The following is a 22,338-nucleotide window of genomic DNA, read 5'->3' on the forward strand; positions in this document are numbered from 1 at the left end:
GGGCCGCCGGGGCGGGCGGCCGGACCACGGGCCGCCCGCCCCGGCGGGCTCACGCCGGGTAGGGCAGCAGCCCCGCGTCCACGGCCTCCCAGGCCGCGCGCAGCTCCGCCAGCCGGGCGGGTTCCACGGCGGCCTTGTCGGCCTGTTCCCGGATGTCCCCGGCCAGGTCGAACAGCTGGTCGCGGCCCGACTTCCCGCGGTAGTACTTCCAGTTGCCGCGGCGCAGCGCCCGTTCCCCGCGGACCCGCCAGAACAGGTCCCGCTCGACGGGCCTCTCGCCGCGCAGCAGGTATCCGGCCAGGCTGACGCCGTCCAGCGGGTAGGCCGGGTGCGGGCGGGCCCCGGCCACCTCCAGCAGGGTGGCGGTCCAGTCCGGGCTGAACACCGGGACGCGGCTGACCTGCCCGCCGTCCAGCCGGGCGGGCCAGCGCACGATGTTCGGCACCCGGATGCCGCCCTCCTGGAGGGAGGCCTTGTTGCCCGACAGCGGCCAGTTGTAGGAGAAGCGCTCCCCGCCGTTGTCGCTGGAGAACACCACGACGGTGTGCTCCTCCTGGCCGGAGCGCTTCAGTGCCGTCAGCACCTCGCCGACCGACCGGTCGAGGTCCTCGACCATCTCCTTGTACTTCTCCACCGAGCCGCCGTCCTGGTGCCACAGGGCGCGCCTGTCACCCGCCTTGATGCGCCGGACGATCTCGGCGCTCTGCTCGGTGTCCCCCTCGGCTGTCCACGGCCAGTGCGGGGTGGTGAAGTTCAGGTTCAGCAGCCAGGGCCTGCCGTGGTGGTCGCGGGAGACGTACTCGCTCGCCCGCTCGGTGATGATCCGGGTGTAGTAGCGCAGGTCCTTGTACTCGGCGTCGCCCTCGTAGAGGTCGTACTCGCCGCCCAGGCCCAGCTTGGAGTAGTACTCCAGGGCGCCGCCGAAGTTGCCGAAGAACTCCTCCCAGCCGGACTTCGTCGGGCTGTAGTCGGGCAGGTGGCCGGCGTGCCACTTGCCGATCAGCGCGGTGGCGTACCCGGACGCCTGCAGCAGCGAGGCCAGCGTCGGGTGGGTGGGTTCCAGGCCGACGGACTTGTCGGCTCGGCGAGCCCGCCCCTGGTCCGGGCCGGGTAGCGGCCGGTGTAGAGGCTGAACCGGGTCGGCGAGCAGGTGGCGGAGCCCGCGTAGGCGTCGGTGAAGCGGACGCCCTGGCGGGCCAGCCGGTCCAGGTGGGGGGTCCTGATGTGCGGGGAGCCGTACGCGGAGAGGTCGGCCCAGCCCAGGTCGTCACCGAGGATGAACAGGATGTTCGGCCGGCGGGACGGCCGGCCCCGGGAGGCTCGGAACTCCCGCTCGGAAGGACCCCCCGACGGGGTCCCGGCCGCCTGGGCGGGGGCGGCTCCCAGGCCTGCGGCGGTGGCCGCCGCGGCCACGCCGACAGCGCCGGTGAAGGCACGCCGGGACAGCTTGTTCTCGTACGAAGACACAGGTACTCCAGGGCACGGTCCGCCGGCCGGCTCCGGGCGGGGCGCGGGACGGCGCGCGGCACGGCGGAGCAGGGCGGGGCGGAGCGGAAAAGGGAAAAGGAGAAGAAGAGTTGTGACTACGCGCAGCAGGGACAGATGGCGCTCGCGACACGGACCAGGTCCACGTGCCGGCGCTCGACGAGGGTGACGTCGCGGTCACCGAGAGGCTGCATGGGCCGAGAGCCTGTACGAATGCCTTCGTAGCTGTCAACAAGGTGATCCGAATACCGAGACGGAGGCGTCCCGTCACCCTCTGTGCTGTGACATTTCCCGGCCGTCCCCAATTCGGACCAGTGGTCGATCTCGCCTACACTCGGGAGCGTGCCTCGTGGTGATGGACGACTCAACCACGACCTGCTCCCCGGCGAAAAGGGCCCCCAGGACGCTTGCGGCGTCTTCGGTGTCTGGGCTCCGGGTGAAGAGGTCGCCAAGCTCACCTACTTCGGACTGTATGCGCTGCAGCACCGTGGACAAGAGTCCGCGGGAATCGCTGTGAGCAACGGTTCCCAGATCCTCGTCTTCAAGGACATGGGCCTCGTTTCCCAGGTCTTCGACGAAACCTCCCTCGGTTCGCTCCAAGGTCATATCGCGGTCGGTCACGCCCGCTATTCGACCACCGGTGCGTCCGTGTGGGAGAACGCGCAGCCCACTTTCCGCGCGACCGCCCACGGCTCCCTGGCCCTGGGACACAACGGCAACCTGGTGAACACCGCCGAGCTCGCCGAGATGGTCGCCGACCTCCCCCGTCAGGACGGCCGTGCCACCCAGGTGGCCGCCACCAACGACACCGACCTGGTCACGGCCCTGCTGGCCGGCCAGGTGGACGCGGACGGCAAGCCGCTGACCATCGAGGAGTCCGCCCGCGTGGTGCTCCCGAAGGTCAAGGGCGCCTTCTCGCTGGTGTTCATGGACGAGGGGACCCTCTACACCGCCCGTGACCCGCAGGGCATCCGCCCGCTGGTCCTCGGCCGCCTGGAGCGCGGCTGGGTGGTGGCGAGCGAGACCGCCGCCCTCGACATCTGCGGCGCCAGCTTCGTCCGCGAGGTCGAGCCGGGTGAACTCGTCGCCATCGACGAGAACGGTCTGCGCACCTCCCGATTCGCGGAAGCGAAGCCCAAGGGCTGTGTCTTCGAGTACGTCTACCTGGCGCGCCCGGACACCGACATCGCCGGCCGCAACGTCTACCTCTCGCGTGTCGAGATGGGCCGGCGCCTGGCCAAGGAAGCCCCGGTCGAGGCCGACCTGGTGATAGCGACGCCGGAATCCGGCACGCCCGCCGCGGTCGGATACGCCGAGGCCAGTGGGATTCCGTACGGATCGGGCCTGGTCAAGAACGCCTACGTCGGCCGGACCTTCATCCAGCCGTCGCAGACGATCCGCCAGCTCGGCATCCGCCTGAAGCTCAACCCCCTCAAGGAAGTCATCCGGGGCAAGCGCCTGGTGGTCGTGGACGACTCGATCGTCCGCGGCAACACCCAGCGCGCCCTGGTCAAGATGCTCCGCGAGGCCGGCGCGGCCGAGGTCCACATCCGGATCTCCTCGCCGCCGGTGAAGTGGCCGTGCTTCTTCGGCATCGACTTCGCCACCCGGGCCGAGCTGATCGCCAACGGCATGACGGTCGACGAGATCGCCACGTCGCTGGGTGCCGACTCCCTCTCCTACATCTCGCTCGACTCGATGATCGAGGCGACGACGATCCAGAAGCCCAACCTCTGCCGTGCCTGCTTCGACGGCGAGTACCCGATGGAGCTCCCGGACCCGCAGCTCCTCGGCAAGCAGCTCCTGGAGACCGAGCTGGCCGGCGGCACGGACGCCGCCGACGCGCTCCGCCGCCCGTAGAGTCCCCGGCTCGACCTGCGCGGGGCCCTGTCTTTCAGGCTTTTCCCAGGGCCCCGCACCAACCGCAGTAACGACACGAAAGCTCTCTCCTGTCATGACAGAGAAGACCACCGGTGCCAGCTACGCAGCCGCGGGCGTCGACATCGAAGCGGGAGACCGCGCCGTCGAGCTGATGAAGGAGTGGGTGAAGAAGACGCAGCGCCCCGAGGTCCTCGGCGGCCTCGGCGGTTTCGCCGGCCTCTTCGACGCCTCCGCCCTCAAGCGGTACGAGCGCCCGCTGCTCGCCTCCGCCACCGACGGGGTCGGCACCAAGGTGGACATCGCCCGCCAGATGGGCGTGTACGACACCATCGGCCACGACCTGGTCGCGATGGTCATGGACGACATCGTCGTCTGCGGCGCCGAGCCGCTCTTCATGACCGACTACATCTGCGTCGGCAAGGTGCACCCCGAGCGTGTCGCCGCCATCGTCAAGGGCATCGCCGAGGGCTGTGTCCTCGCCGGCTGCGCCCTGGTGGGCGGCGAGACCGCCGAGCACCCCGGCCTGCTGGGCCCGGACGACTTCGACGTGGCGGGCGCCGGCACCGGTGTCGTCGAGTACGACCGCCTGCTCGGTGCGGATCGCATCCGTACGGGTGACGCCGTCATCGCGATGGCTTCGTCCGGCCTTCACTCGAACGGGTACTCGCTGGTCCGCCACGTCCTCTTCGACCGTGCCGGCATGTCCCTCGACCGCCATGTGGAGGAGCTCGGCCGGACCCTCGGCGAGGAGCTCCTGGAGCCCACCAAGATCTACTCGCTGGACTGCCTGGCCCTCACCCGGACGGCCGAGGTGCACGCCTACTCGCACATCACCGGCGGCGGTCTCGCGGCCAACCTGGCCCGGGTGATCCCGGACCACCTGCACGCCGCGGTCGACCGTTCGACCTGGACCCCCGGCGCGGTCTTCGACCTGGTCGGCAAGGCCGGTCAGGTGGAGCAGCTGGAGCTGGAGAAGACCCTGAACATGGGCGTCGGCATGATGGCCGTCGTGCCCGCCGAGTCGGTGGACGTGGCGCTGACCGCGCTGGCCGACCGGGGCGTCGACGCCTGGGTCGCGGGCGAGATCCTGGACCGCGGTGACCACACCGAGGGTGCGACCCTCACCGGTTCCTACGAGCGCTGAGCAGCACTGAAACCCGGCCCGGGGCTATGCCCTGGACCGGGTTTCAGTCTTTGACGTGTCGTGCAGACGCCTCAGGGCGTCAAGCGCCGCGACGCTGTGCCGACGGACCGGACTCGTCGTCCTCGTCGTCGTCATCGCTGTTGTAGAGGTCCGCGTACCGAGCGTACGGGTCGTCCTCGTCCAGCTCGTCGTCGTCTACCTCGACCGGCTCGCTGACAGGCAGCGGTTCCGCGGTCGATGCGCCCAGCTCGTTGGCCAGACGCGACAAGTCAGTCCCGCCGCTGCTGTACTTCAGCTGGCGGGCGACCTTCGTCTGCTTGGCCTTTGCCCGGCCGCGCCCCATGGCTCGACCCCCTCGGTGACGGGGCTCGACGGCCCCAGAGTCTGACACGCGTTCATGGTTCGGAGCGGGCTCTCCGTGGAGAGACCGTCCGTAGGGGTTTAACGGTACCTGCTTCCGCGGCCATACGGTACGCCGCCCGCATGACGCGCCCCGGTGCAGAACCAACAAGGCGCCCCGTCCTCGCTGGTCAGCTGCGATTTTAACCCTTTCCTGGCGGGCGACCCGCCGAAGTGCAGTGAGTTCCGTCTCGCCGCACCCCGGCGGGCCCCGCGACGGGCCCTTAGGAGGCCGTCACCGGCAGGGTCCGACGGCCGTCGGCCATGCGCTGCTCGGCGATCCGGTCGGCCGCGGCGGCCGGCGGAATGCCGTCCGCCTTCGCACGAGCGAAGATTTCCAGCGTGGTGTCGAAGATCTTCGTGGCCTGCACCTTGCACCGGTCGAAGTCAAAGCCGTGCAGCTCGTCGGCGACCTGGATGACCCCGCCCGCGTTGACCACGTAGTCCGGGGCGTAGAGGATGCCGCGGTCCGCGAGGTCCTTCTCGATGCCCGGGTGGGCGAGCTGGTTGTTGGCCGCGCCGCACACGATCGTGGCGGTGAGGGCCGGGACCGTCTCGTCGTTCAGGGCGCCGCCGAGCGCGCACGGGGCGTAGATGTCGAGGCCCTCGACACGGATCAGGGCGTCCGTGTCGGCGACCGCGGTGACCTTGCCCGGGTGCTTGTCGAGGATGCGCTGCACCGACTCCTGGCGGACGTCGGTGATGACGACCTCGGCGCCGTCCTCGAGCAGGTGCTCCACCAGGTAGTGGCCGACCTTGCCGACACCCGCGACGCCGACCTTGCGGCCGCGCAGGGTCGGGTCGCCCCACAGGTGCTGGGCGGAGGCGCGCATGCCCTGGAAGACGCCGTAGGCGGTGAGCACCGAGGAGTCGCCGGCGCCGCCGTTCTCGGGGGAGCGGCCGGTGGCCCAGCGGGTCTCACGGGCGACGACGTCCATGTCGGCGACGAAGGTGCCGACGTCGCAGGCAGTCACGTAGCGGCCGCCGAGGGACTCCACGAAGCGGCCGTAGGCCTCCAGGAGCTCCTCGGTCTTGATGACGTCGGGGTCACCGATGATCACGGCCTTGCCGCCACCGAGGCCGAGACCGGCCATGGCGTTCTTGTACGACATGCCGCGCGAGAGGTTGAGGGCGTCGCGCACGGCCTCCTCGTCGGAGGCGTAGGCGTGGAAACGCGTACCACCGAGGGCGGGGCCCAGGGCGGTGGAGTGGATCGCGATGACGGCTTTCAGGCCGGTGGCTCGGTCCTGGCACAGCACGACTTGCTCGTGGCCGCCCTGCTCCGTGCGGAACAGGGTGTGCAGGACGCCGTCGGTCATTTCGGTCACGGTGGTGACTCCCATGGAAGAGATGCGGCGGGAAGACGCCCCCCTGCGGGTGGGGGAGGACGTGCTGGGAGCAGAGTAAGACCTGTGGGCCGGATGGGGATGTCCTGTCCGGGGATCGAAACACTCTCGGTGTACGAGGGCGGTCCGGGCCCCGCGAACACTGGGCCGGAGGTGAAGGCGACCCCGGAAGAGGGGAGTACGAGAACGTGACCGAATCCCCCGATCCCCTGCTGCCCTCCGCGCGCTCGGCGCCGGCCGTCCCGTACGCCTCCTACCTGCGCGTCTACGAACCCCTGGCCGCTTTCGCGGAGCCGGAGCGCACGCACTGGGCGCAGTACGCCCGGCGCGGGAGCGCACCGACCGCCCAGGACGAACTGCACCGGTCGCTGGCCGACTTGGTGCGGGTCCCCCTGGTGGGGGTGCCGGCGCAGGAGAGTGCCGACGCGTTCACCGCGGAGGTCGACGGGGTCCTGCTGGTCTGCCCGTGGCGCACCCGGCTGCGCGGCTGGCTGGCGCTGGAGGAGCTGGTCGAGCAGTTCCCGCGTCCGGTGCTGGACGCGGCGCTGCCGCCGGGGGCGCGTCGGCGGGCGGCCGAGGAGTACGAGCGCTGGCGCGAGCGGAACCCGGACGCGCGCCCGTGGATCCGTACGGGGGTGTGGCAGATCCCGCTGCGCTGGTTCGTGCTGGTCGCGGACGAGGAGCGGGAGTACGTGCCGGGGGAGCGGCTGCGCTACCGGACGCCCATGGTGCAGGCGCGCCGGCGCCTCGCCCGGGCCCTGCGGACGCTGCGTGCCGCGGAGGGGTACGGGATGCTCGCCGAGGGCCTGGTGGAGGTGGGGAGCTGGTTGGAGGAGTTCCATCCGCGCTCGATGGTCGAGCTGGACTACGGCGGGCTGGTGCACGCCCTGCCGGCGGACCGGCTCGCGGCAGACCGTTCGGCGGGTGACCTCGCGGCGGGCATCGAGGCCCTGCGGGCGGGGGACGCGGAGAGCGCGGCGGAGACGTACGGGGGCCTCGCGGAGCGGTGGCGGGCGGTCCGGGAGCGACTTTTCGCGAATTAGGCTGAAAGTCGCCGGTGTGGCTGGTTTCACCTTTCAGGGGTCCGTACGTACCGCCGCGTATCGGTCGTTCGGTCAAAACTGGCTGATCAGAGGCCTGAGTGTGGCATTTGGGACGTAGTGCCAGGACCTACGTCCCGATACGGGCCATTGGCCCAAGCGTGACGGACCGCACTAACCACACCCTTGCGCCCTTCCCCTACCCTCGTGCCAAAATAGGACAAGGAGTCCGGGGAGGGTTCCTTCCGCCCAACTAAGGGCGGAATGCTCGGCATTGCACTCTACGGGGGGTCTGACGACTCCTGATCGCTCTGTGACTGATCGTCACAGTGGGGTGACTGTCCGTTATGGGACGGTCCATCGGGCTTCCGCCGCTGATGAACACCTCGGAGGGCAATTCCGTCGGTTTGGCCGTCGAGGCTGGACGGATGGTGTAGTTGTAGTGCCGAGGACAAGCCGTTCGTCCTATAACCGACTCGGCCCGCGTATGTCCATTTCGGGCAACGCGGGCCAAGGTGCAGAATTTAGAGGAAAGAACCGAGATGGTTCGGTTCTCCCGAGGAGGCCGCTCATGACCGCTCGCACCCCTGATGCCGAGCCGCTGCTGACCCCGGCTGAGGTTGCCACGATGTTCCGCGTGGACCCGAAGACGGTCACCCGCTGGGCCAAGGCTGGCAAGCTCACGTCCATCCGCACCCTGGGTGGGCACCGCCGGTACCGCGAGGCCGAGGTTCGCGCACTGCTGGCGGGAATTCCGCAGCAGCGCAGCGAGGCCTGAGGTCGCGTAAACACCCCGCTTTAAACGGGTCTGTATCGGATCCCCCAATCCGATGAAAACCCACATTGCTTCGTACGGCCCGGGCCTGCCCCAACAGGTTCTCGGGTCGTTTGATCGCGCTGGACTCCGCCGGGTCCAGCGCGATCTTTTTATGCCCAGGTCAGGGGGGTGCGGGGAGTCCGGCGGGTGGCCTTGCCGGGTGGGTACCATTGCACATATTAAATCGAGCGGGCGTATGGATGCGATAAAAGTGTGAGTCCGAAAAACTCATGCGGTGACACCCGTCACAGATGATCACTCTTGTATATCCGGCAATGCACCCCGTAATGGGGAAGTGCGTGGCGGTGGGCATCATGCGAACGGGGGATTCCCCGCCGAAGGGGCGAGCCCGTCCGCGTGCATGGTCGGCGAGGCAGGAAGACGGCGGGCGGGAAGGCGGCGAAAGCCCCGGGAGGCGTGGGGCAGGAATCCGGGAGGCGTCTTCGGGAGCCGCGGAGCGGCCCGCGCACGCGCCGTGCCCGGCGGTCGGGCGGCCGGAGTCCCCCAACCGGCCCGGGCGGAGGTGTCCGCCAACGCGTCAGGGCCCGTATCCCCGGGGGGATACGGGCCCTGACGTTGTTGCGATCCTGACGGGACTTGAACCCGCGACCTCCACCTTGACAGGGTGGCGAGCTAACCAACTGCTCCACAGGACCTTGATTCGCGGCCACTCGGCGGCGGCTGCGAATCAGACTGTACAGCAGCTCAGGGGGTGCGGTCGAACCGATCAGGGGGCGGCTGCGTCCACCGCCTTCACGATCCGCTTGTCGGAGATCGGGTAGGCCGTGCCGAGCGCGTGCGCGAAGTAGCTGACGCGCAGCTCCTCGATCATCCAGCGGATGTCCGTGACGGCTGCCGGGACGGGCCGTCCCTTCGGCAGCTGCTCCAGCAGCCAGGCGTACTCGTCCTGCATCTCGTGGACCTTCTCCATGCGCGTCGTGTCGCGCTGGACGCCCGTGGGCATCTGCTGGAGCCGCCGGTCCGCCGCCACCAGGTAGCGCATCAGGTCCGGCAGCCTGCGCAGCCCGGTGAGCGTCACGAAGCCGGCCGGCACCAGGGCCTCCAGCTGCGTCCTGACGTCCTGGAGGTTCGCGACCAGCGCGAGGCTGGAGGTGGCCTTCAGCCGCCGTTCACAGGCCTGCCAGGCGGCCAGCACCTGCTGCACCTGGTTCACCGCGCGGATGGTGGTGTCCACCAGGTCGGCGCGGACGGCCTCGTAGAGCTTGCGGAAGCCCGCCTCGTCCCACGCCGGGCCCCCGTGGTCGGCGATGAGCTTGTCGGCCGCCGCGGTCGCGCAGTCGTCGAACAGCGCCTGGATGGAGCCGTGCGGGTTCCTGGAGAGGGCCAGCTTCTGCTGGTTGGTGAGGTGGTCCGAGGCGAACTTCGCCGGGTTCACGGGGATGTTCAGCAGGATGAGCCGGCGGGTGCCCAGCCACATCGCCTGCTGCTGCTCGGCCTCGGTGTCGAAGAGCCGTACGCAGACGCTCGCGCCCTCGTCCACGAGCGCCGGGTACGCCTTCACCGGCTGACCCGCCCGCCGGGTCTCGAAGACCTTGCTCAGGGACCCGATGGTCCAGTCGGTCAGGCCGGTGCGCTCCACCGACTCCCCGCCCGCCCGCTCGGCGGTGGCCGCGGCGGCCTGGGAGAGGGCCTGGCGGGCCTTGGGCTTCAGCCTGAGCCGCAGGGCCTCCAGGTCCTTGTCCTCGGCGATCTTGCGGCGTCGCTCGTCGACGATCCGGAAGGTGATCTTCAGGTGGTCCGGGATACGGGTCAGGTCGAAGTCCTCGGCCGACACCGGCACCCCGACCATGCGCTGGAGCTCGCGCGCCAGCGTCACCGGCAGCGGCTCCTGCAGCGGCACGGCCGTGGCCAGGAACCGGCCCGCGTAGTTGGGCGCGGGCACGTAGTGCCGGCGGATCGGCTTGGGCAGCGAGCGGATCAGCTCGGTGACGACCTCCTCGCGCAGGCCCGGGATCTGCCAGTCGAAGCCCTCGTCGGTGACCTGGTTCAGCACCTGGAGCGGGATGTGGACGGTCACGCCGTCCGCGTCCGCGCCCGGCTCGAACTGGTAGGTCACGCGGAACTTCAGCTGCCCCTGCCGCCAGGAGTCCGGATAGTCGGCCTTGGTGACCCCGGCCGCCTTCTCCGTGAGGAGCATCTCCCGCTCGAAGTCGAGCAGTTCCGGCTCGTCGCGCTTCTTGTGCTTCCACCACGAGTCGAAGTGCGCCCCGGACACCACGTGCTCGGGGATCCGCTGGTCGTAGAAGTCGAAGAGGGTCTCGTCGTCCACCACGATGTCGCGGCGCCGCGCCCGGTTCTCCAGCTCCTCCACCTCGGTGAGGAGCTTGCGGTTGTCGGCGTAGAACTTGTGGTGGGTGCGCCAGTCGCCCTCGACCAGCGCGTTGCGGATGAACAGCTCGCGCGAGACCTCGGGGTCGATCCGGCCGTAGTTGATCTTCCGCTGGGCGACGATCGGCACGCCGTACAGCGTCACCTTCTCGTACGCCATCACGGCCGCCTGGTCCTTCTCCCAGTGCGGCTCGCTGTAGGTGCGCTTGATCAGGTGCTGCGCCAGCGGCTCCACCCACTCGGGCTCGACCTTGGCGTTCACCCGGGCCCACAGCCGCGAGGTCTCCACCAGCTCGGCCGACATCACGAACTTCGGCTGCTTCTTGAACAGCGACGAGCCGGGGAAGATCGCGAACTTCGCCGACCGGGCGCCCAGGTACTCGTTCTTGTCGGTGTCCTTGAGCCCGATGTGCGAGAGGAGACCTGCCAGCAGCGAGACGTGGACGACCTGCTCGGGGGCGTCGGCCTCGTTGACGTGGATGCCCATGCTCTTGGCGACCGTGCGCAGCTGCGAGTAGATGTCCTGCCACTCGCGGATCCGCAGGAAGTTCAGGTACTCCTGCTTGCACATCCGGCGGAAGGACGAGGAGCCGCGCTCCTTCTGCTGCTCCCGGACGTAGCGCCACATGTTCAGGAACGACAGGAAGTCGCTGGTCTCGTCCTTGAAGCGGGCGTGGTTCTGGTCGGCCTGGGTCTGCTTGTCCGAGGGCCGCTCGCGCGGGTCCTGGATGGACAGGGCCGCCGCGATGACCATGACCTCGCGGACGCAGTTGTTCTTGTCGGCCTCGATGACCATGCGGGCCAGCCGCGGGTCGACGGGCAGCTGGGACAGCTTGCGGCCCATCTGCGTCAGGCGCTTCTTCGGATCCTTCTCGGCCGGGTCCAGCGCCCCGAGCTCCTGGAGGAGCTGCACGCCGTCGCGGATGTTGCGGTGGTCCGGCGGGTCGATGAAGGGGAACTTCTCGATCTCACCGAGGCCGGCGGCGGTCATCTGGAGGATGACGGAGGCCAGGTTCGTGCGCAGGATCTCGGCGTCGGTGAACTCGGGGCGGGCGTTGAAGTCGTCCTCGGAGTACAGCCGGATGCAGATGCCGTCGCTGGTACGGCCGCAGCGGCCCTTGCGCTGGTTGGCGCTGGCCTGCGAGATCCGCTCGATCGGCAGCCGCTGCACCTTGGTGCGGTGGCTGTAGCGGGAGATCCGGGCGTTGCCCGGGTCGATCACGTACTTGATGCCGGGGACGGTGAGCGAGGTCTCGGCGACGTTCGTGGCCAGGACGATCCGGCGGCCCGTGTGCTGCTGGAAGACCCGGTGCTGCTCGGCGTGCGAGAGGCGGGCGTAGAGGGGGAGGACCTCGGTGAAGCGCAGCTTCTTCTTGATGAGCGCGTCCGCCGTGTCGCGGATCTCGCGCTCGCCGGAGAGGAAGACCAGGATGTCGCCGGGGCCCTCGGCCTGGAGCTCGTCGACGGCGTCGCAGATCGCGGTGATCTGGTCGCGGTCGGAGTCCTCGGAATCCTCTTCGAGGAGCGGCCGGTAGCGGACCTCCACCGGGTACGTGCGGCCGCTGACCTCGACGATCGGGGCGTCGCCGAAGTGGCGGGAGAAGCGCTCCGGGTCGATCGTCGCCGAGGTGATGACCACCTTGAGGTCGGGCCGCTTGGGCAGCAGCGTCGCCAGGTAGCCGAGCAGGAAGTCGATGTTCAGGGACCGCTCGTGCGCCTCGTCGATGATGATCGTGTCGTAGGCGCGCAGCTCGCGGTCCGTCTGGATCTCGGCGAGCAGGATGCCGTCCGTCATCAGCTTCACGAAGGTCGCGTCCTGGTCCACCTGGTCGGTGAACCTGACCTTCCAGCCGACGGTCTGCCCGATCTCGGACCTCAGCTCCTCGGCGATGCGCTCCGCGACCGTGCGGGCGGCGATCCGGCGGGGCTGGGTGTGCCCGATCATGCCCCGGACGCCGCGCCCCAGCTCCATGCAGATCTTGGGGATCTGCGTGGTCTTGCCGGAGCCGGTCTCGCCCGCGACGATCACGACCTGGTGGTCGCGTATCGCCTCGGCGATCTCGTCCTTCTTCTGGCTGACGGGCAGGTTCTCGGGATACGTGACCTCCGGCATCCGCGAGGCACGGCCGGCCAGTCGCTCGGCGGCCTTCGCGGCCTCCGCGGCGATCTCGTCGAGCACGGCCTGCTTGGCCTCGGGCTTGCGGATGCGGCGGGCGCCTTCGAGGCGGCGGCCGAGGCGGTGCGCGTCACGGAGGGAGATCTCACCGAGAAGCGTCTGCAGGGCGGCGAAGGAAGTAGACATACCTGATCGAGGATCTCACCTGGGCCCTCCGGGTGGCGAACGCATTTGTCGGGTGGACCCGTACCATTTCGGGACGAGTCCCTCGGCCGCACGAGTGAGAGGCAGCCCACCTTGTCCCGCCCCCGCCTCTTCGGCTGCGCCGTGCTCGCTGTCCTGGCGGTGCTGCTGGGCGGGACGGCCCCCGCCGCTGCCGGACCGTTTCTGCCGGGTGCCGCGCCCGTCGCGGCCCGGACCGCGTTCTCCGCGGCCGGCCGCGCCGCACTGCCGCCCCCGGCCCCGGTGCAGCCTGCGGCCCCGACCGCGGCCCCCGCGGCCGGCGAAGCACCGCACGCCGATCCGGTGGTCGCGGGCGGCGGCCCCTCCTGCGCCCCCGCGCGCCCCGGCCACGGCGGCACACCCGCCGTCCCCCCGCGCGCCGGGGGCGAGCACGCGCAGGTCCCGCCGGCCCGGCCGGCGCCGGCGGAGGCCCGGCCGTACGCGTCGCCGCCCGTGCGGGTCCCCGTACGCGGTCCCGACCGGCCGGCGCCCGGTCCGGTGGAGCTGTCCGTGATGCGGCTCTAGGAGCGGTCCACGCCCGGTCCGCCTCACCACCCGCATCGCTGGAGCACCCGTATGTCCTCGTCGAAGCCCGATCCCACGACCGACCCCCAGGCCGACCCCCACGCCGGCCCGAAGCCGAAGCCCCGGCCCCGGCCCAACGGCGGCGCCCGCCCGAAGTCCGCCGCGAAGCCCCTGCTGATCTCCGCGGGGGTCGCCCTCGCCGCCGTCACCCTCGGCCTCGTCTCCTGGCAGGCCACCGCCCCCGCCGACAAGGACGCGGGATCCGCCGGCTCCGCGCCGGCCGCCGCGCCCCGCAGCGACACCTCCGCCGCGCTCCGGGCCCTGGCCCGCCGGGAGCCCGGCGACAAGCTCGCCCTCGGCCGCGCGGACGCGCCCGTCGTGCTCATCGAGTACTCCGACTTCAAGTGCGGCTACTGCGGCAAGTTCGCCCGGGACACCGAGCCCGAGCTGGTGAAGAAGTACGTCGACAACGGCACCCTGCGCATCGAGTGGCGCAACTTCCCGATCTTCGGCGCGGAATCGGAGGCGGCCGCCAAGGCCGCCTGGGCCGCCGGGCAGCAGGACCGGTTCGCCGCCTTCCACGCGGCCGCGTACGCCGACGGCTCCAAGGAGAAGGGCTTCGCCGAGCCGCGGCTGCTGGAGCTGGCCCGCGAGGCGGGGGTCCCCGACCTGGAGCGCTTCAAGGCCGACCTGGCCGGGGAGCAGGCCGCGGCGGCCCTGAAGAAGGACCAGGAGGAGGGCTACCGCATCGGCGTCACCTCCACCCCGTCCTTCCTGGTCAACGGCCGTCCGATCGCCGGGGCCCAGCCGCTCGGCGCCTTCACCGCCGCCATCGCCCAGGCCGAGGCGGCGGCGCAGCAGTGACCGACATCGGATACCTGGCCGCCCTGCTGGGCGGCCTCCTCGCGCTGCTCAGCCCGTGCAGTGCGCTGCTCCTGCCGGCCTTCTTCGCGTACTCGATCGACTCCGCCTCACGCCTGCTGGCCCGCACCGGGATCTTCTACGCGGGCCTGGCGAGCACCCTCGTGCCGCTGGGGGCGGCCGGCTCGTACGCGGGGCGGTTCTTCCACAGCAACCGCGACCAGCTGGTCCTCGCCGGCGGCTGGCTGATCATCGCCCTGGGAGCGGCGCAGATCCTGGGCCTGGGCTTCGCCTCGAAGCGGATCTCGGAGCTGTCCGGGCGGATCCGGCCGACGACCGCCCTGTCCGTGTACGCGCTCGGCGCGGTCTACGGGCTGGCCGGTTTCTGCGCCGGCCCGATCCTGGGCAGCGTCCTGACGGTCGCGGCGGTCAGCGGGAGCCCGGTGTACGGCGGCCTGCTGCTGGCGGTCTACGCGCTGGGGATGGCCGTGCCGCTCTTCGTGATGGCCCTGCTGTGGGAGCGGTTCGATCTGGGCCGGCGGCGCTGGCTGCGCGGCCGGGCCTTCCGCGTCGGCGGCCGCGAGCTGCACACCACCTCGCTGCTGTCCGGGCTGTTCTTCATCACCCTGGGCGTGCTGTTCCTCGTCTACGACGGGGCGAGCGCGCTGCCGGGGCTGCTGGACGTGGACGACTCGTTCGCGGTGGAGCAGCGGGTGCGGTCGCTCGCGGACGCGGTGCCGGACGGGGCGCTGCTGGCGCTGGTCGCCGTGGGGGCGGCGGTCTTCGGCCTGGTGCAGTGGCGCCGCCGGGCCCGGGCGGAGGAGGCGCCGGAGTAACCACAGAAGGCCCCGTCCGATGGACGGGGCCTTCCTGGTGGTGGCTGGGGCCGGGGTCGAACCGGCGACCTATCGCTTTTCAGGCGATCGCTCGTACCAACTGAGCTACCCAGCCACGAGACCGTTTCCGGCCTCAGCGATCCTGACGGGACTTGAACCCGCGACCTCCACCTTGACAGGGTGGCGAGCTAACCAACTGCTCCACAGGACCTTGCAGTGTGCGAGACAAAGTCTTGCACACGGTAATGCGTACCCCCAACGGGATTCGAACCCGTGCTACCGCCTTGAAAGGGCGGCGTCCTGGGCCACTAGACGATGAGGGCTAAAGGCCCGCCTGGGCGCTTTCCAGCGCGTCGGGGACGTGAGAAGCATATGGGATCCGGGGAGCTATCGCCAAAACGGTTTCCCCCGGAGGGACAATGGCCCGGTGCTGGAGATGACGCGCGAGGAGTTCGAGGAGCTTGTCGCAGAGGCCCTGGACCGGATCCCGCCGGAGCTGACGCGGCTGATGGACAACGTGGCGGTCTTCGTCGAGGACGAGCCGCCCGCCGACGATCCGGAGCTGCTGGGGCTCTACGAGGGGACCCCGCTGACGGACCGCGGCGAGTGGTACGCCGGGGTGCTGCCGGACCGGATCACCATCTACCGCAATCCCACGTTGCGGATGTGCGAGGACCGGGAGAGCGTGGTCGCGGAGACGGAGGTCACCGTGGTGCACGAGATCGCCCACCACTTCGGGATCGACGACGAGCGACTGCACGCGCTGGGGTACGGGTGAGCCGAAGGGGCTCCCGGGCCGACCCCGGCGCCGAGGCGATCGACCCGGACGTCGACCTGCACGTGCCCGCGCAGCGGGCCGAGCCGCAGGGCCGGGTGCTCGCGGCGGTGGCCGCGGGCGGTGCCGTCGGGGCCTCGGCGCGCTACGGGATCTCCCTGCTCTGGCCGGCGGCGCCGGGGGCGTTCCCGTGGGCGACCCTGTGGATCAACGCCTCCGGGTGCGCGCTGATCGGCGTGCTCATGGTGCTGATCAGTGAGGGCGGGAGGGCGGCGCCGCATCCGCTGCTGCGGCCCTTCGCCGGGGTCGGCGTGCTCGGCGGCTTCACCACCTTCTCGACCTACGCGCTGGACTTCTCGCGGCTCCTGGACGACGGGGAGGCGCGCTCCGCGCTGGCCTACGCGGGGCTCACGGTGGTGGCCGCGCTGGGCGCGGTCTGGGCGGCGGCCTCGGCGACGCGGCTCGCCGTGCGGGGCCGGGGGGCGCGGCCGGGGACGGCGCGGGTGGCCCGGTGAACTGGCTGTTCGTGGTGGCGGGCGCGGTCGTCGGTGCGCCGCTGCGCTACCTGACGGACCGTGCGGTGCAGCGGCGCCACGATTCGGTCTTCCCGTGGGGGACCTTCGTCGTGAACGCGGCCGCCTGCCTGGTGCTGGGGGCGCTGGCCGGCGCGGCACTGTCCGGGGCCGCCCCCTCGTGGGCGGTGCTGCTGCTGGGGCCCGGGCTGTGCGGGGCGCTGAGCACGTACTCGACGTTCTCCTACGAGACGCTGCGGCTGGCCGAGCGCGGGTGGGGCTTTCTGGCCGCGGCGAACGTCGCGCTGTCGGTGCTGGTCGGGCTGGGCGCGGTGCACCTCGGCTCACAGGTGGCGCGACAACTGTTCGCCTGAGGGCGTGTCCCTTACGGGGCAAAGGGAGTTGGGCACATCGACCCGCTCCTGCGGGCCTCTCGTCCCCAGGCTCCGGAGGTGCCCCCGTGCGCCAGTTGTCCGCTTCCCTCCGACTGGCCGTCACCGCTCTCGCGGTCGCGGCGACGGCCGGCTGCATGAGTGTCGGCGAGGACGCGGCGAAGCCGGGGCCGTCCGCCGCGGCGGACCGGCGCGCCGGCTCCGAGGCGGGTGCGGGTACCGCCTCCGGGCGGGGCTCCGGGATCCGCGGCAACGGGCACGGCGCGAAGGACGGTGCGCAGGGCCAGGACGGCCGGCACAAGGAGGACGGCAAGGCCTCCGGCGCGACGGGGGCCTCCCCCGGCCCGGGCGCGCCGAGCGGGGCGCCGGTCGTGCCCGCGCCGTCGGCGGGACCGGGCGGCGGCGCGGGCGGGCAGGGCCCCCAGGAGCCGTCGACGGGCGGTTCCGGCGGTTCGGGTTCCGGTGGTCCGGGCGGTTCCGGCGGCGGCCAGCAGTCGGCGAGCCCGACTCCGGAGCCGCCGATTCCGACGCCCCCTGTGACGGAACCCACTCCGCCTGCGTCGAGCCCGCAGCCGGAGCCCACCACCCAGCCGGCACCCCAGGTCTAGGGGCGGCGGCGGTCGGCCGCGGCTCCAGCAGCTGCGGCCGCACCCTCCCCGTGTGGGCATTTGGGCAGGTCAGAGGTGTTTCTGCCGGACCGACTTGCCAGACCCGGGGGAGGGTGCGTATGGTTATAGATCGTTTGATCCCATTGCCCGGCGCCGAATCCGAAGAGCGCCGTGTGGCGCGTACTCTCCCTAGCCGTGGCTGACCGCATTGAGGCGGTCGATTTGCGATTCACGGAGTTTGGGCGCGTGCCGAGACTCCGGAAGGTTTCGCATTTCGCATGTCCATTTCCAGTTCTGACCGTTCCGTCATGCCCGAGAACGACTCCAACGAGCTCATCGACGCCGAGGCCCTCGTGGTCACCGAGGCGATCGAGGCCGCTGAGGCCGAGGGAATCATCGAGGCCCTCGAGGCGGACGTGAACGGCGGGTCCTTCGAGGACTCCACCGACGACTTCGACGCCGATGCAGACGCAGACGCCGACGCCGACGCCGAGCCCACGATCACCTTCGCTGACCTGGGTCTGCCCGAGGGCATCGTGCGCAAGCTCGCCCAGAACGGTGTCACCACCCCCTTCCCGATCCAGGCCGCGACCATCCCGGACGCCCTGTCCGGCAAGGACATCCTCGGCCGCGGCCGCACCGGCTCCGGCAAGACCCTCTCCTTCGGTCTGCCGACCCTGGCCACGCTGGCCGGCGGCCACACCGAGAAGAAGAAGCCCCGCGCGATCATCCTGACGCCGACCCGCGAGCTCGCGATGCAGGTCGCGGACGCCCTCCAGCCGTACGGCGACGTCCTCGGCCTGAAGATGAAGGTCGTCTGCGGCGGTACCTCCATGAGCAACCAGATCTACGCTCTGGAGCGCGGTGTCGACATCCTCGTCGCCACCCCGGGCCGTCTGCGCGACATCATCAACCGCGGTGCCTGCTCCCTGGAGAACGTCCAGGTCGCGGTCCTCGACGAGGCCGACCAGATGGCCGACCTGGGCTTCCTGCCCGAGGTCACCGAGCTGCTCGACCAGATCCCCGGCGGCGGCCAGCGCATGCTCTTCTCCGCCACCATGGAGAACGAGATCGGCACCCTGGTCAAGCGCTACCTGTCCAACCCCGTCACGCACGAGGTCGACAGCGCCCAGGGCAACGTCACGACCATGACGCACCACGTGCTCGTCGTGAAGCCGAAGGACAAGGCGCCGGTCACGGCCGCCATCGCCGCCCGCAAGGGCCGCACCATCATCTTCGTCCGCACCCAGCTGGGCGCCGACCGCATCGCCGAGCAGCTCGTCGAGGCCGGCGTCAAGGCCGACGCACTGCACGGCGGCATGACGCAGGGCGCCCGTACCCGCGTCCTCGCCGACTTCAAGGACGGCTACGTCAACGCGCTCGTCGCCACCGACGTCGCCGCCCGAGGCATCCACGTCGACGGCATCGACCTGGTCCTGAACGTGGACCCGGCCGGTGACCACAAGGACTACCTGCACCGCTCGGGCCGCACCGCCCGTGCCGGCAAGTCCGGTGTCGTCGTCTCCCTCGCGCTGCCGCACCAGCGCCGCCAGATCTTCCGCCTGATGGAGGACGCGGGCGTCGACGCCTCGCGCCACATCGTCCAGGGCGCCGGCGCCTTCGAGCCGGAGGTCGCCGAGATCACCGGTGCGCGTTCGCTGACCGAGGTCCAGGCCGACTCCGCGAACAACGCCGCCAAGCAGGCCGAGCGCGAGGTCGCCGAGCTCACCAAGCAGCTCGAGCGCCTGACCCGCCGCGCCGCCGAGCTGCGCGAGGAGGCCGACCGCCTGGTCGCCCGTTCCGCGCGTGAGCGGGGCGAGGACCCGGAGGCCGCCGTCGCCGAGGCGGCCGAGGCCGCCGAGGCCGAGGTCGCGGCGGCTGCGGCTGCCGCTGCCGCCGAGATCGCCGCGCAGGAGCGCCGCGAGGAGAACCGCGCCCAGCGCGACGACCGCGGCAACTTCGAGCGCCGTGACAACCGCGGTGGCGACCGGGGCGACCGCGGCGGCTTCCGCCGTGACGACCGCGGTGACCGTGGTGACCGCGGTGGCGACCGTGGCGGCTTCCGCCGCGACGACCGTCCCTCGGGCGGTTTCCGCCGTGACGACCGTCCCTCGGGCGGTTTCCGCCGGGATGACCGTCCGTCGGGTGGTTTCCGCCGCGATGACCGTCCGTCGGGTGGCTTCAACCGTGACGACCGTGGTGACCGCGGTGGCGACCGTGGTGGCTTCCGCCGGGATGACCGTCCGTCGGGTGGTTTCCGTCGGGACGACCGTCCGTCGGGTGGCTTCAACCGTGACGACCGTGGTGACCGCGGTGGCGACCGTGGTGGCTTCCGCCGCGATGACCGTCCGTCGGGCGGCTTCCGCCGTGACGACCGTCCGTCGGGTGGCTTCAACCGTGACGACCGCGGTGACCGCGGTGGCGACCGTGGCGGCTTCCGCCGCGACGACCGTCCCTCCGGCGGCTTCGGCCGCCGCGAGGACAAGCCGCGCTGGAAGCGCAACGGCTGACCCCGGCTGAGCTGACCCAGGCAGGGCCCCCACGACTCCGGTCGCGGGGGCCCTGCCGCGTTTTGCTACGATCCGAATTTTGCGCTGGGGGGACACGGCGAGCGCGAACCCGCGACCACCCCCCGCCGCTTCGCTTGGGGGATGGAACACATGAGAAGGTCACGTGTGCTGGGCGCAGCCGCGCTCGCACTGGCCACGGGCATCGGCGCCCTCACCGCCGTACCGGCAGCCGCAGGACCGGCGGGTGCCGACGAACTGACGATCGCTCCGCTGCCGCACCAGGAGCCGTCGCGCGCATCGTTCATCAAGGCCGGACCGAAGGGCATCACGCTCATCCGGCCCGGGACCGGCCCCGGCAGGTGGTACTGGAAGAGCTTCGAGGACGGCCGCGAACTGCCGCTCGCCGACTGCCCCTCAGGGCCCTACGGCGTGTCGCTGAGCCACGGCGACTCCGTCGGCTGCGAGTTCCGCGACCAGCCCTCCACGACCGCGGGTCCGCTGACCCTCATCGACCAGTCCACCGGCCACACCGAGACCCTCGCCCCGCCGGTCGGCCGGGCCTGGACCACCACCTTCTCGCCGACCCAGGTGCTGGCCACCGAGCGGGACGCCCAGGGCCGGTTCATCCTGCACCTGATCGGCCGTGAGAACGAGCCGCGCAAGGACGTCACCGTCACCGCGCCGGAACCCATCGCGGCCGATTCGCTGTGGGTGCGGACCTCCGACGAGAAGGGCGCGCTGCTCACCTACCGGTCGGCCGACGGCCGGCAGATCCTCGCCCTGCTCGACTACGCCCGCGCGACGCTGACGCCGCTGGCCCTGCCGGACGGCGCGACGGACCCGATCAGCGTCGACTACTCGCTCGGCTCCCGGTGGGTCACGCTGCGCAAGAACGGGTCCGCCACGGCGACCCTTCTCTCCCGCGCCGACATCACCGTGACGCGCACCGTCAACACCGGCAGCTCGCACGGGAACTCGCACGCCGTGGGCGACTGGGTGGTCTCGCAGGACTACAACGGCCAGGACAACAAGGTCACCGCGGCACCCGTCGGCGGCGGCGCCCCGCGCACCCTGCTCGCCCGGTCGGAGTTCGGTCTGAAAACGGGCACCGACGGCGCCGGCTACCTGGACGGTGGCACCGACTCCAGCCACTGGGCCACGTACCGGATCACGCCAGGCCCCGACGGCGCCCCGGTGCTGACCAAGATGCGGGACCTGCCGCCGAACCCCGCGGACCGGTTGACCCTCAGCCTCGCCCAGGGGCGGCTCATCGCCGGGCAGCAGGACCCCACCCGCAGCCTCCAGGGCTACACGGTGCCGGTGTCCGGGACCTCCCCGGCGAAGCAGACCCCCGACTGGAGCTGCGACGAGAAGCAGGACGAGCGGCTCTGCACGCCCCGGGCCGAGCTCCCCGGCTGGACCGTCCCCACGGGTGACGGACGGATCGTCTCCCTCTCGACCAAGGGCGAGGGCGCCTGCGGCAGCCCCGTCAACCTCTGCGGGGTCGTGCTGAACGTACGCGACACCCGCCCCGGCGGCACCGTCCGCCAGGTCCCCCTGCCCGGCACCGACGCCATGTACCCGTACCTGATCGACAGCGCCTCGGGCCGCTACGTGCTGTTCACGGTGACCGAGAACAAGAACTCCCGGATGGTGGTCGCCGACATCGACGCCGGGAAGCTCCTGGCCGTCAGTCCCTCCCCGGTCGCCACGCTGTGGGGCTCCCAGCTCTGGGACCGCGGGGAAGGGAACGCCGTGACCGCCACCGACCTGAACACCGGCAAGCCCGTGCGCCATCAGGCCCTCGGCGCGCCCTGCCGCCCGGAAGACCTCCAGGTCTCCGGGGACTGGCTGTACGCGCAGTGCCCCGCCTCAGGGGGCGGCCCCGCCGCCCTTCACATGCCCTCCGGCAAGCGGATCCCCCTGCCCTTCGCACCCGAGAGCGACCGCGTGAAGCTGGGCGACGGCTACGTCGTCCGCCAGGGGGGCGCCGGCCTGGAGGTGTACAACATGCGCTCCGGCACGGCCGTGCGCGAGCGCGAGATCGCGCAGGAGATGAGGAAGTACGGCAGCGACTGGACCCTTGACCGGTTCGGCGGCCGCCTCGCCTACACGGACGCGGGCCAGACCGTGCACCTGGTCGGTGTGACCGGCAACGCCTCACCGCTCGCGGTCATCGACCAGGACGTCGCCGCCACCGCCGACTTCAGGCAGGTGAAGACCTGGCAGGCCCGCTGGTGGCTGTCCAAGCCGGTCTCCTCCTGGAAGCTGACGGTGCGCGACACGTCGTCCGGCCTCACCACGGTCGTGCGCACCGGCACCGACGCGCGCGGCCTGATCGACCCCAAGTGGGACGGCAAGTCCGCCACCGGCACGTACCTCTTCTCCGGCGCGTACGAGTGGACGCTCACCGCCCGCCCGGCCGACGGCCGGGGAGCCGAGGTCAGCACGTCGGGGACGGTCTCCATGACCCGGCCCCCGACCGGCGGCCGGCCGCCGGCGCGCCCCTGAACTGACGCC

At 71.2% G+C, this 22,338-nt stretch carries 17 protein-coding genes, 4 tRNA genes and 1 pseudogene; 13 read left to right on the plus strand and 9 right to left on the minus strand.

Features of this window, described 5'->3' with window-relative positions:
• Positions 1-49 precede the first annotated feature (49 nt).
• Together AVW11_RS30955 and AVW11_RS39145 are read right to left on the minus strand one after the other, a co-directional pair.
• Positions 50-1,467, minus strand: a pseudogene (locus AVW11_RS30955) (sulfatase-like hydrolase/transferase).
• A 116-nt stretch (positions 1,468-1,583) separates the two neighbouring features.
• A complete protein-coding gene (locus AVW11_RS39145) occupies positions 1,584-1,679 on the minus strand; it encodes a putative leader peptide (RefSeq protein WP_338058884.1) in 96 nt (31 codons plus the stop codon).
• Between the two features lie 148 nt (positions 1,680-1,827).
• On the opposite strand from AVW11_RS39145, the gene purF reads away from it, so the two are divergent.
• Together purF and purM are read left to right on the plus strand one after the other, a co-directional pair.
• Entirely contained in the window at positions 1,828-3,345 is a 1,518-nt protein-coding gene (purF, locus tag AVW11_RS30960; protein WP_030839700.1) for an amidophosphoribosyltransferase, read from the plus strand.
• Positions 3,346-3,439: 94 nt separating this feature from the next.
• Positions 3,440-4,510: a phosphoribosylformylglycinamidine cyclo-ligase gene (gene purM, locus AVW11_RS30965; protein ID WP_076046676.1), complete on the plus strand. Its 1,071-nt coding sequence runs from the start codon at positions 3,440-3,442 to the stop codon at positions 4,508-4,510.
• Between the two features lie 79 nt (positions 4,511-4,589).
• On the opposite strand, the gene AVW11_RS30970 is transcribed toward purM, so the two are convergent.
• Together AVW11_RS30970 and AVW11_RS30975 are read right to left on the minus strand one after the other, a co-directional pair.
• Positions 4,590-4,853 carry a DUF3073 domain-containing protein gene (locus AVW11_RS30970; protein ID WP_030839703.1) on the minus strand — a complete coding sequence of 88 codons (264 nt, stop codon included), beginning with the start codon at positions 4,851-4,853 and terminating at the stop codon, positions 4,590-4,592.
• Between the two features lie 280 nt (positions 4,854-5,133).
• Positions 5,134-6,252 carry a Leu/Phe/Val dehydrogenase gene (locus AVW11_RS30975; protein ID WP_030664648.1) on the minus strand — a complete coding sequence of 373 codons (1,119 nt, stop codon included), beginning with the start codon at positions 6,250-6,252 and terminating at the stop codon, positions 5,134-5,136.
• 191 nt (positions 6,253-6,443) lie between these two features.
• Here AVW11_RS30975 and AVW11_RS30980 point away from each other — a divergent pair, with 191 nt between their 5' ends.
• Both AVW11_RS30980 and bldC read left to right on the plus strand, forming a co-directional pair.
• The gene (locus tag AVW11_RS30980; RefSeq protein WP_234362342.1) at positions 6,444-7,298 is read left to right on the plus strand and encodes a DUF8083 family protein; all 855 of its coding nucleotides are present in this window, start codon (positions 6,444-6,446) and stop codon (positions 7,296-7,298) included.
• A 568-nt stretch (positions 7,299-7,866) separates the two neighbouring features.
• Positions 7,867-8,073, plus strand: coding sequence for a developmental transcriptional regulator BldC (gene bldC / locus AVW11_RS30985; RefSeq protein WP_003949541.1), 207 nt, complete (start codon positions 7,867-7,869; stop codon positions 8,071-8,073).
• Positions 8,074-8,694: 621 nt separating this feature from the next.
• Here the strand turns inward: bldC and AVW11_RS30990 are convergent.
• A tRNA-Asp gene (locus AVW11_RS30990) sits at positions 8,695-8,768 on the minus strand.
• A gap of 71 nt (positions 8,769-8,839) precedes the next feature.
• Entirely contained in the window at positions 8,840-12,763 is a 3,924-nt protein-coding gene (gene hrpA, locus AVW11_RS30995; protein ID WP_076046678.1) for an ATP-dependent RNA helicase HrpA, read from the minus strand.
• Positions 12,764-12,874: 111 nt separating this feature from the next.
• Between hrpA and AVW11_RS31000 the strand changes: the two genes are divergently transcribed.
• From AVW11_RS31000 to AVW11_RS31010, 3 genes are read left to right on the plus strand one after another with little or no spacing between them, the layout of a single operon-like run.
• On the plus strand, positions 12,875-13,324 hold the full coding sequence (locus AVW11_RS31000; protein WP_076046680.1) for a hypothetical protein: 450 nt from the start codon (positions 12,875-12,877) through the stop codon (positions 13,322-13,324).
• A 51-nt stretch (positions 13,325-13,375) separates the two neighbouring features.
• The gene (locus AVW11_RS31005; RefSeq protein WP_079250868.1) at positions 13,376-14,188 is read left to right on the plus strand and encodes a DsbA family protein; all 813 of its coding nucleotides are present in this window, start codon (positions 13,376-13,378) and stop codon (positions 14,186-14,188) included.
• The gene (locus AVW11_RS31010) at positions 14,185-15,021 is read left to right on the plus strand and encodes a cytochrome c biogenesis CcdA family protein (RefSeq protein WP_030839718.1); all 837 of its coding nucleotides are present in this window, start codon (positions 14,185-14,187) and stop codon (positions 15,019-15,021) included. Before AVW11_RS31005 ends, AVW11_RS31010 begins: the two co-directional genes overlap by 4 nt.
• 38 nt (positions 15,022-15,059) lie before the next feature.
• Here the strand turns inward: AVW11_RS31010 and AVW11_RS31015 are convergent.
• The 3 genes from AVW11_RS31015 to AVW11_RS31025 all read right to left on the minus strand — a co-directional run bounded on the left by AVW11_RS31015 (position 15,060) and on the right by AVW11_RS31025 (position 15,344).
• A tRNA-Phe gene (locus AVW11_RS31015) sits at positions 15,060-15,136 on the minus strand.
• Positions 15,137-15,158: 22 nt separating this feature from the next.
• Positions 15,159-15,232: transfer RNA gene (locus AVW11_RS31020), tRNA-Asp, on the minus strand.
• A gap of 39 nt (positions 15,233-15,271) precedes the next feature.
• Positions 15,272-15,344, minus strand: a tRNA-Glu gene (locus AVW11_RS31025).
• Positions 15,345-15,448: 104 nt separating this feature from the next.
• On the opposite strand from AVW11_RS31025, the gene AVW11_RS31030 reads away from it, so the two are divergent.
• The 6 genes from AVW11_RS31030 to AVW11_RS31055 all read left to right on the plus strand — a co-directional run bounded on the left by AVW11_RS31030 (position 15,449) and on the right by AVW11_RS31055 (position 22,329).
• Positions 15,449-15,799 (plus strand): metallopeptidase family protein, encoded by a 351-nt coding sequence (locus tag AVW11_RS31030; RefSeq protein ID WP_030012899.1) that lies wholly within the window; start codon positions 15,449-15,451, stop codon positions 15,797-15,799.
• Complete coding sequence (locus tag AVW11_RS31035; RefSeq protein WP_060180106.1) at positions 15,796-16,311, plus strand: FluC/FEX family fluoride channel; 516 nt, start codon at positions 15,796-15,798, stop codon at positions 16,309-16,311. The genes AVW11_RS31030 and AVW11_RS31035 overlap by 4 nt, the downstream gene beginning before the upstream one ends.
• A complete protein-coding gene (locus tag AVW11_RS31040; protein WP_030839724.1) occupies positions 16,308-16,682 on the plus strand; it encodes a fluoride efflux transporter FluC in 375 nt (124 codons plus the stop codon). Before AVW11_RS31035 ends, AVW11_RS31040 begins: the two co-directional genes overlap by 4 nt.
• An 86-nt stretch (positions 16,683-16,768) precedes the next feature.
• The gene (locus AVW11_RS39030) at positions 16,769-17,308 is read left to right on the plus strand and encodes a hypothetical protein (protein ID WP_051699453.1); all 540 of its coding nucleotides are present in this window, start codon (positions 16,769-16,771) and stop codon (positions 17,306-17,308) included.
• A 278-nt stretch (positions 17,309-17,586) separates the two neighbouring features.
• Positions 17,587-19,818 carry a DEAD/DEAH box helicase gene (locus AVW11_RS31050; RefSeq protein WP_076046681.1) on the plus strand — a complete coding sequence of 744 codons (2,232 nt, stop codon included), beginning with the start codon at positions 17,587-17,589 and terminating at the stop codon, positions 19,816-19,818.
• Positions 19,819-19,968: 150 nt separating this feature from the next.
• Complete coding sequence (locus AVW11_RS31055; RefSeq protein ID WP_143568922.1) at positions 19,969-22,329, plus strand: flagellar hook assembly protein FlgD; 2,361 nt, start codon at positions 19,969-19,971, stop codon at positions 22,327-22,329.
• The last annotated feature ends 9 nt before the right edge of the window (positions 22,330-22,338 follow it).

Source organism: Streptomyces amritsarensis (assembly GCF_001953875.1).
GTDB classification, from domain to species: domain Bacteria; phylum Actinomycetota; class Actinomycetes; order Streptomycetales; family Streptomycetaceae; genus Streptomyces; species Streptomyces amritsarensis.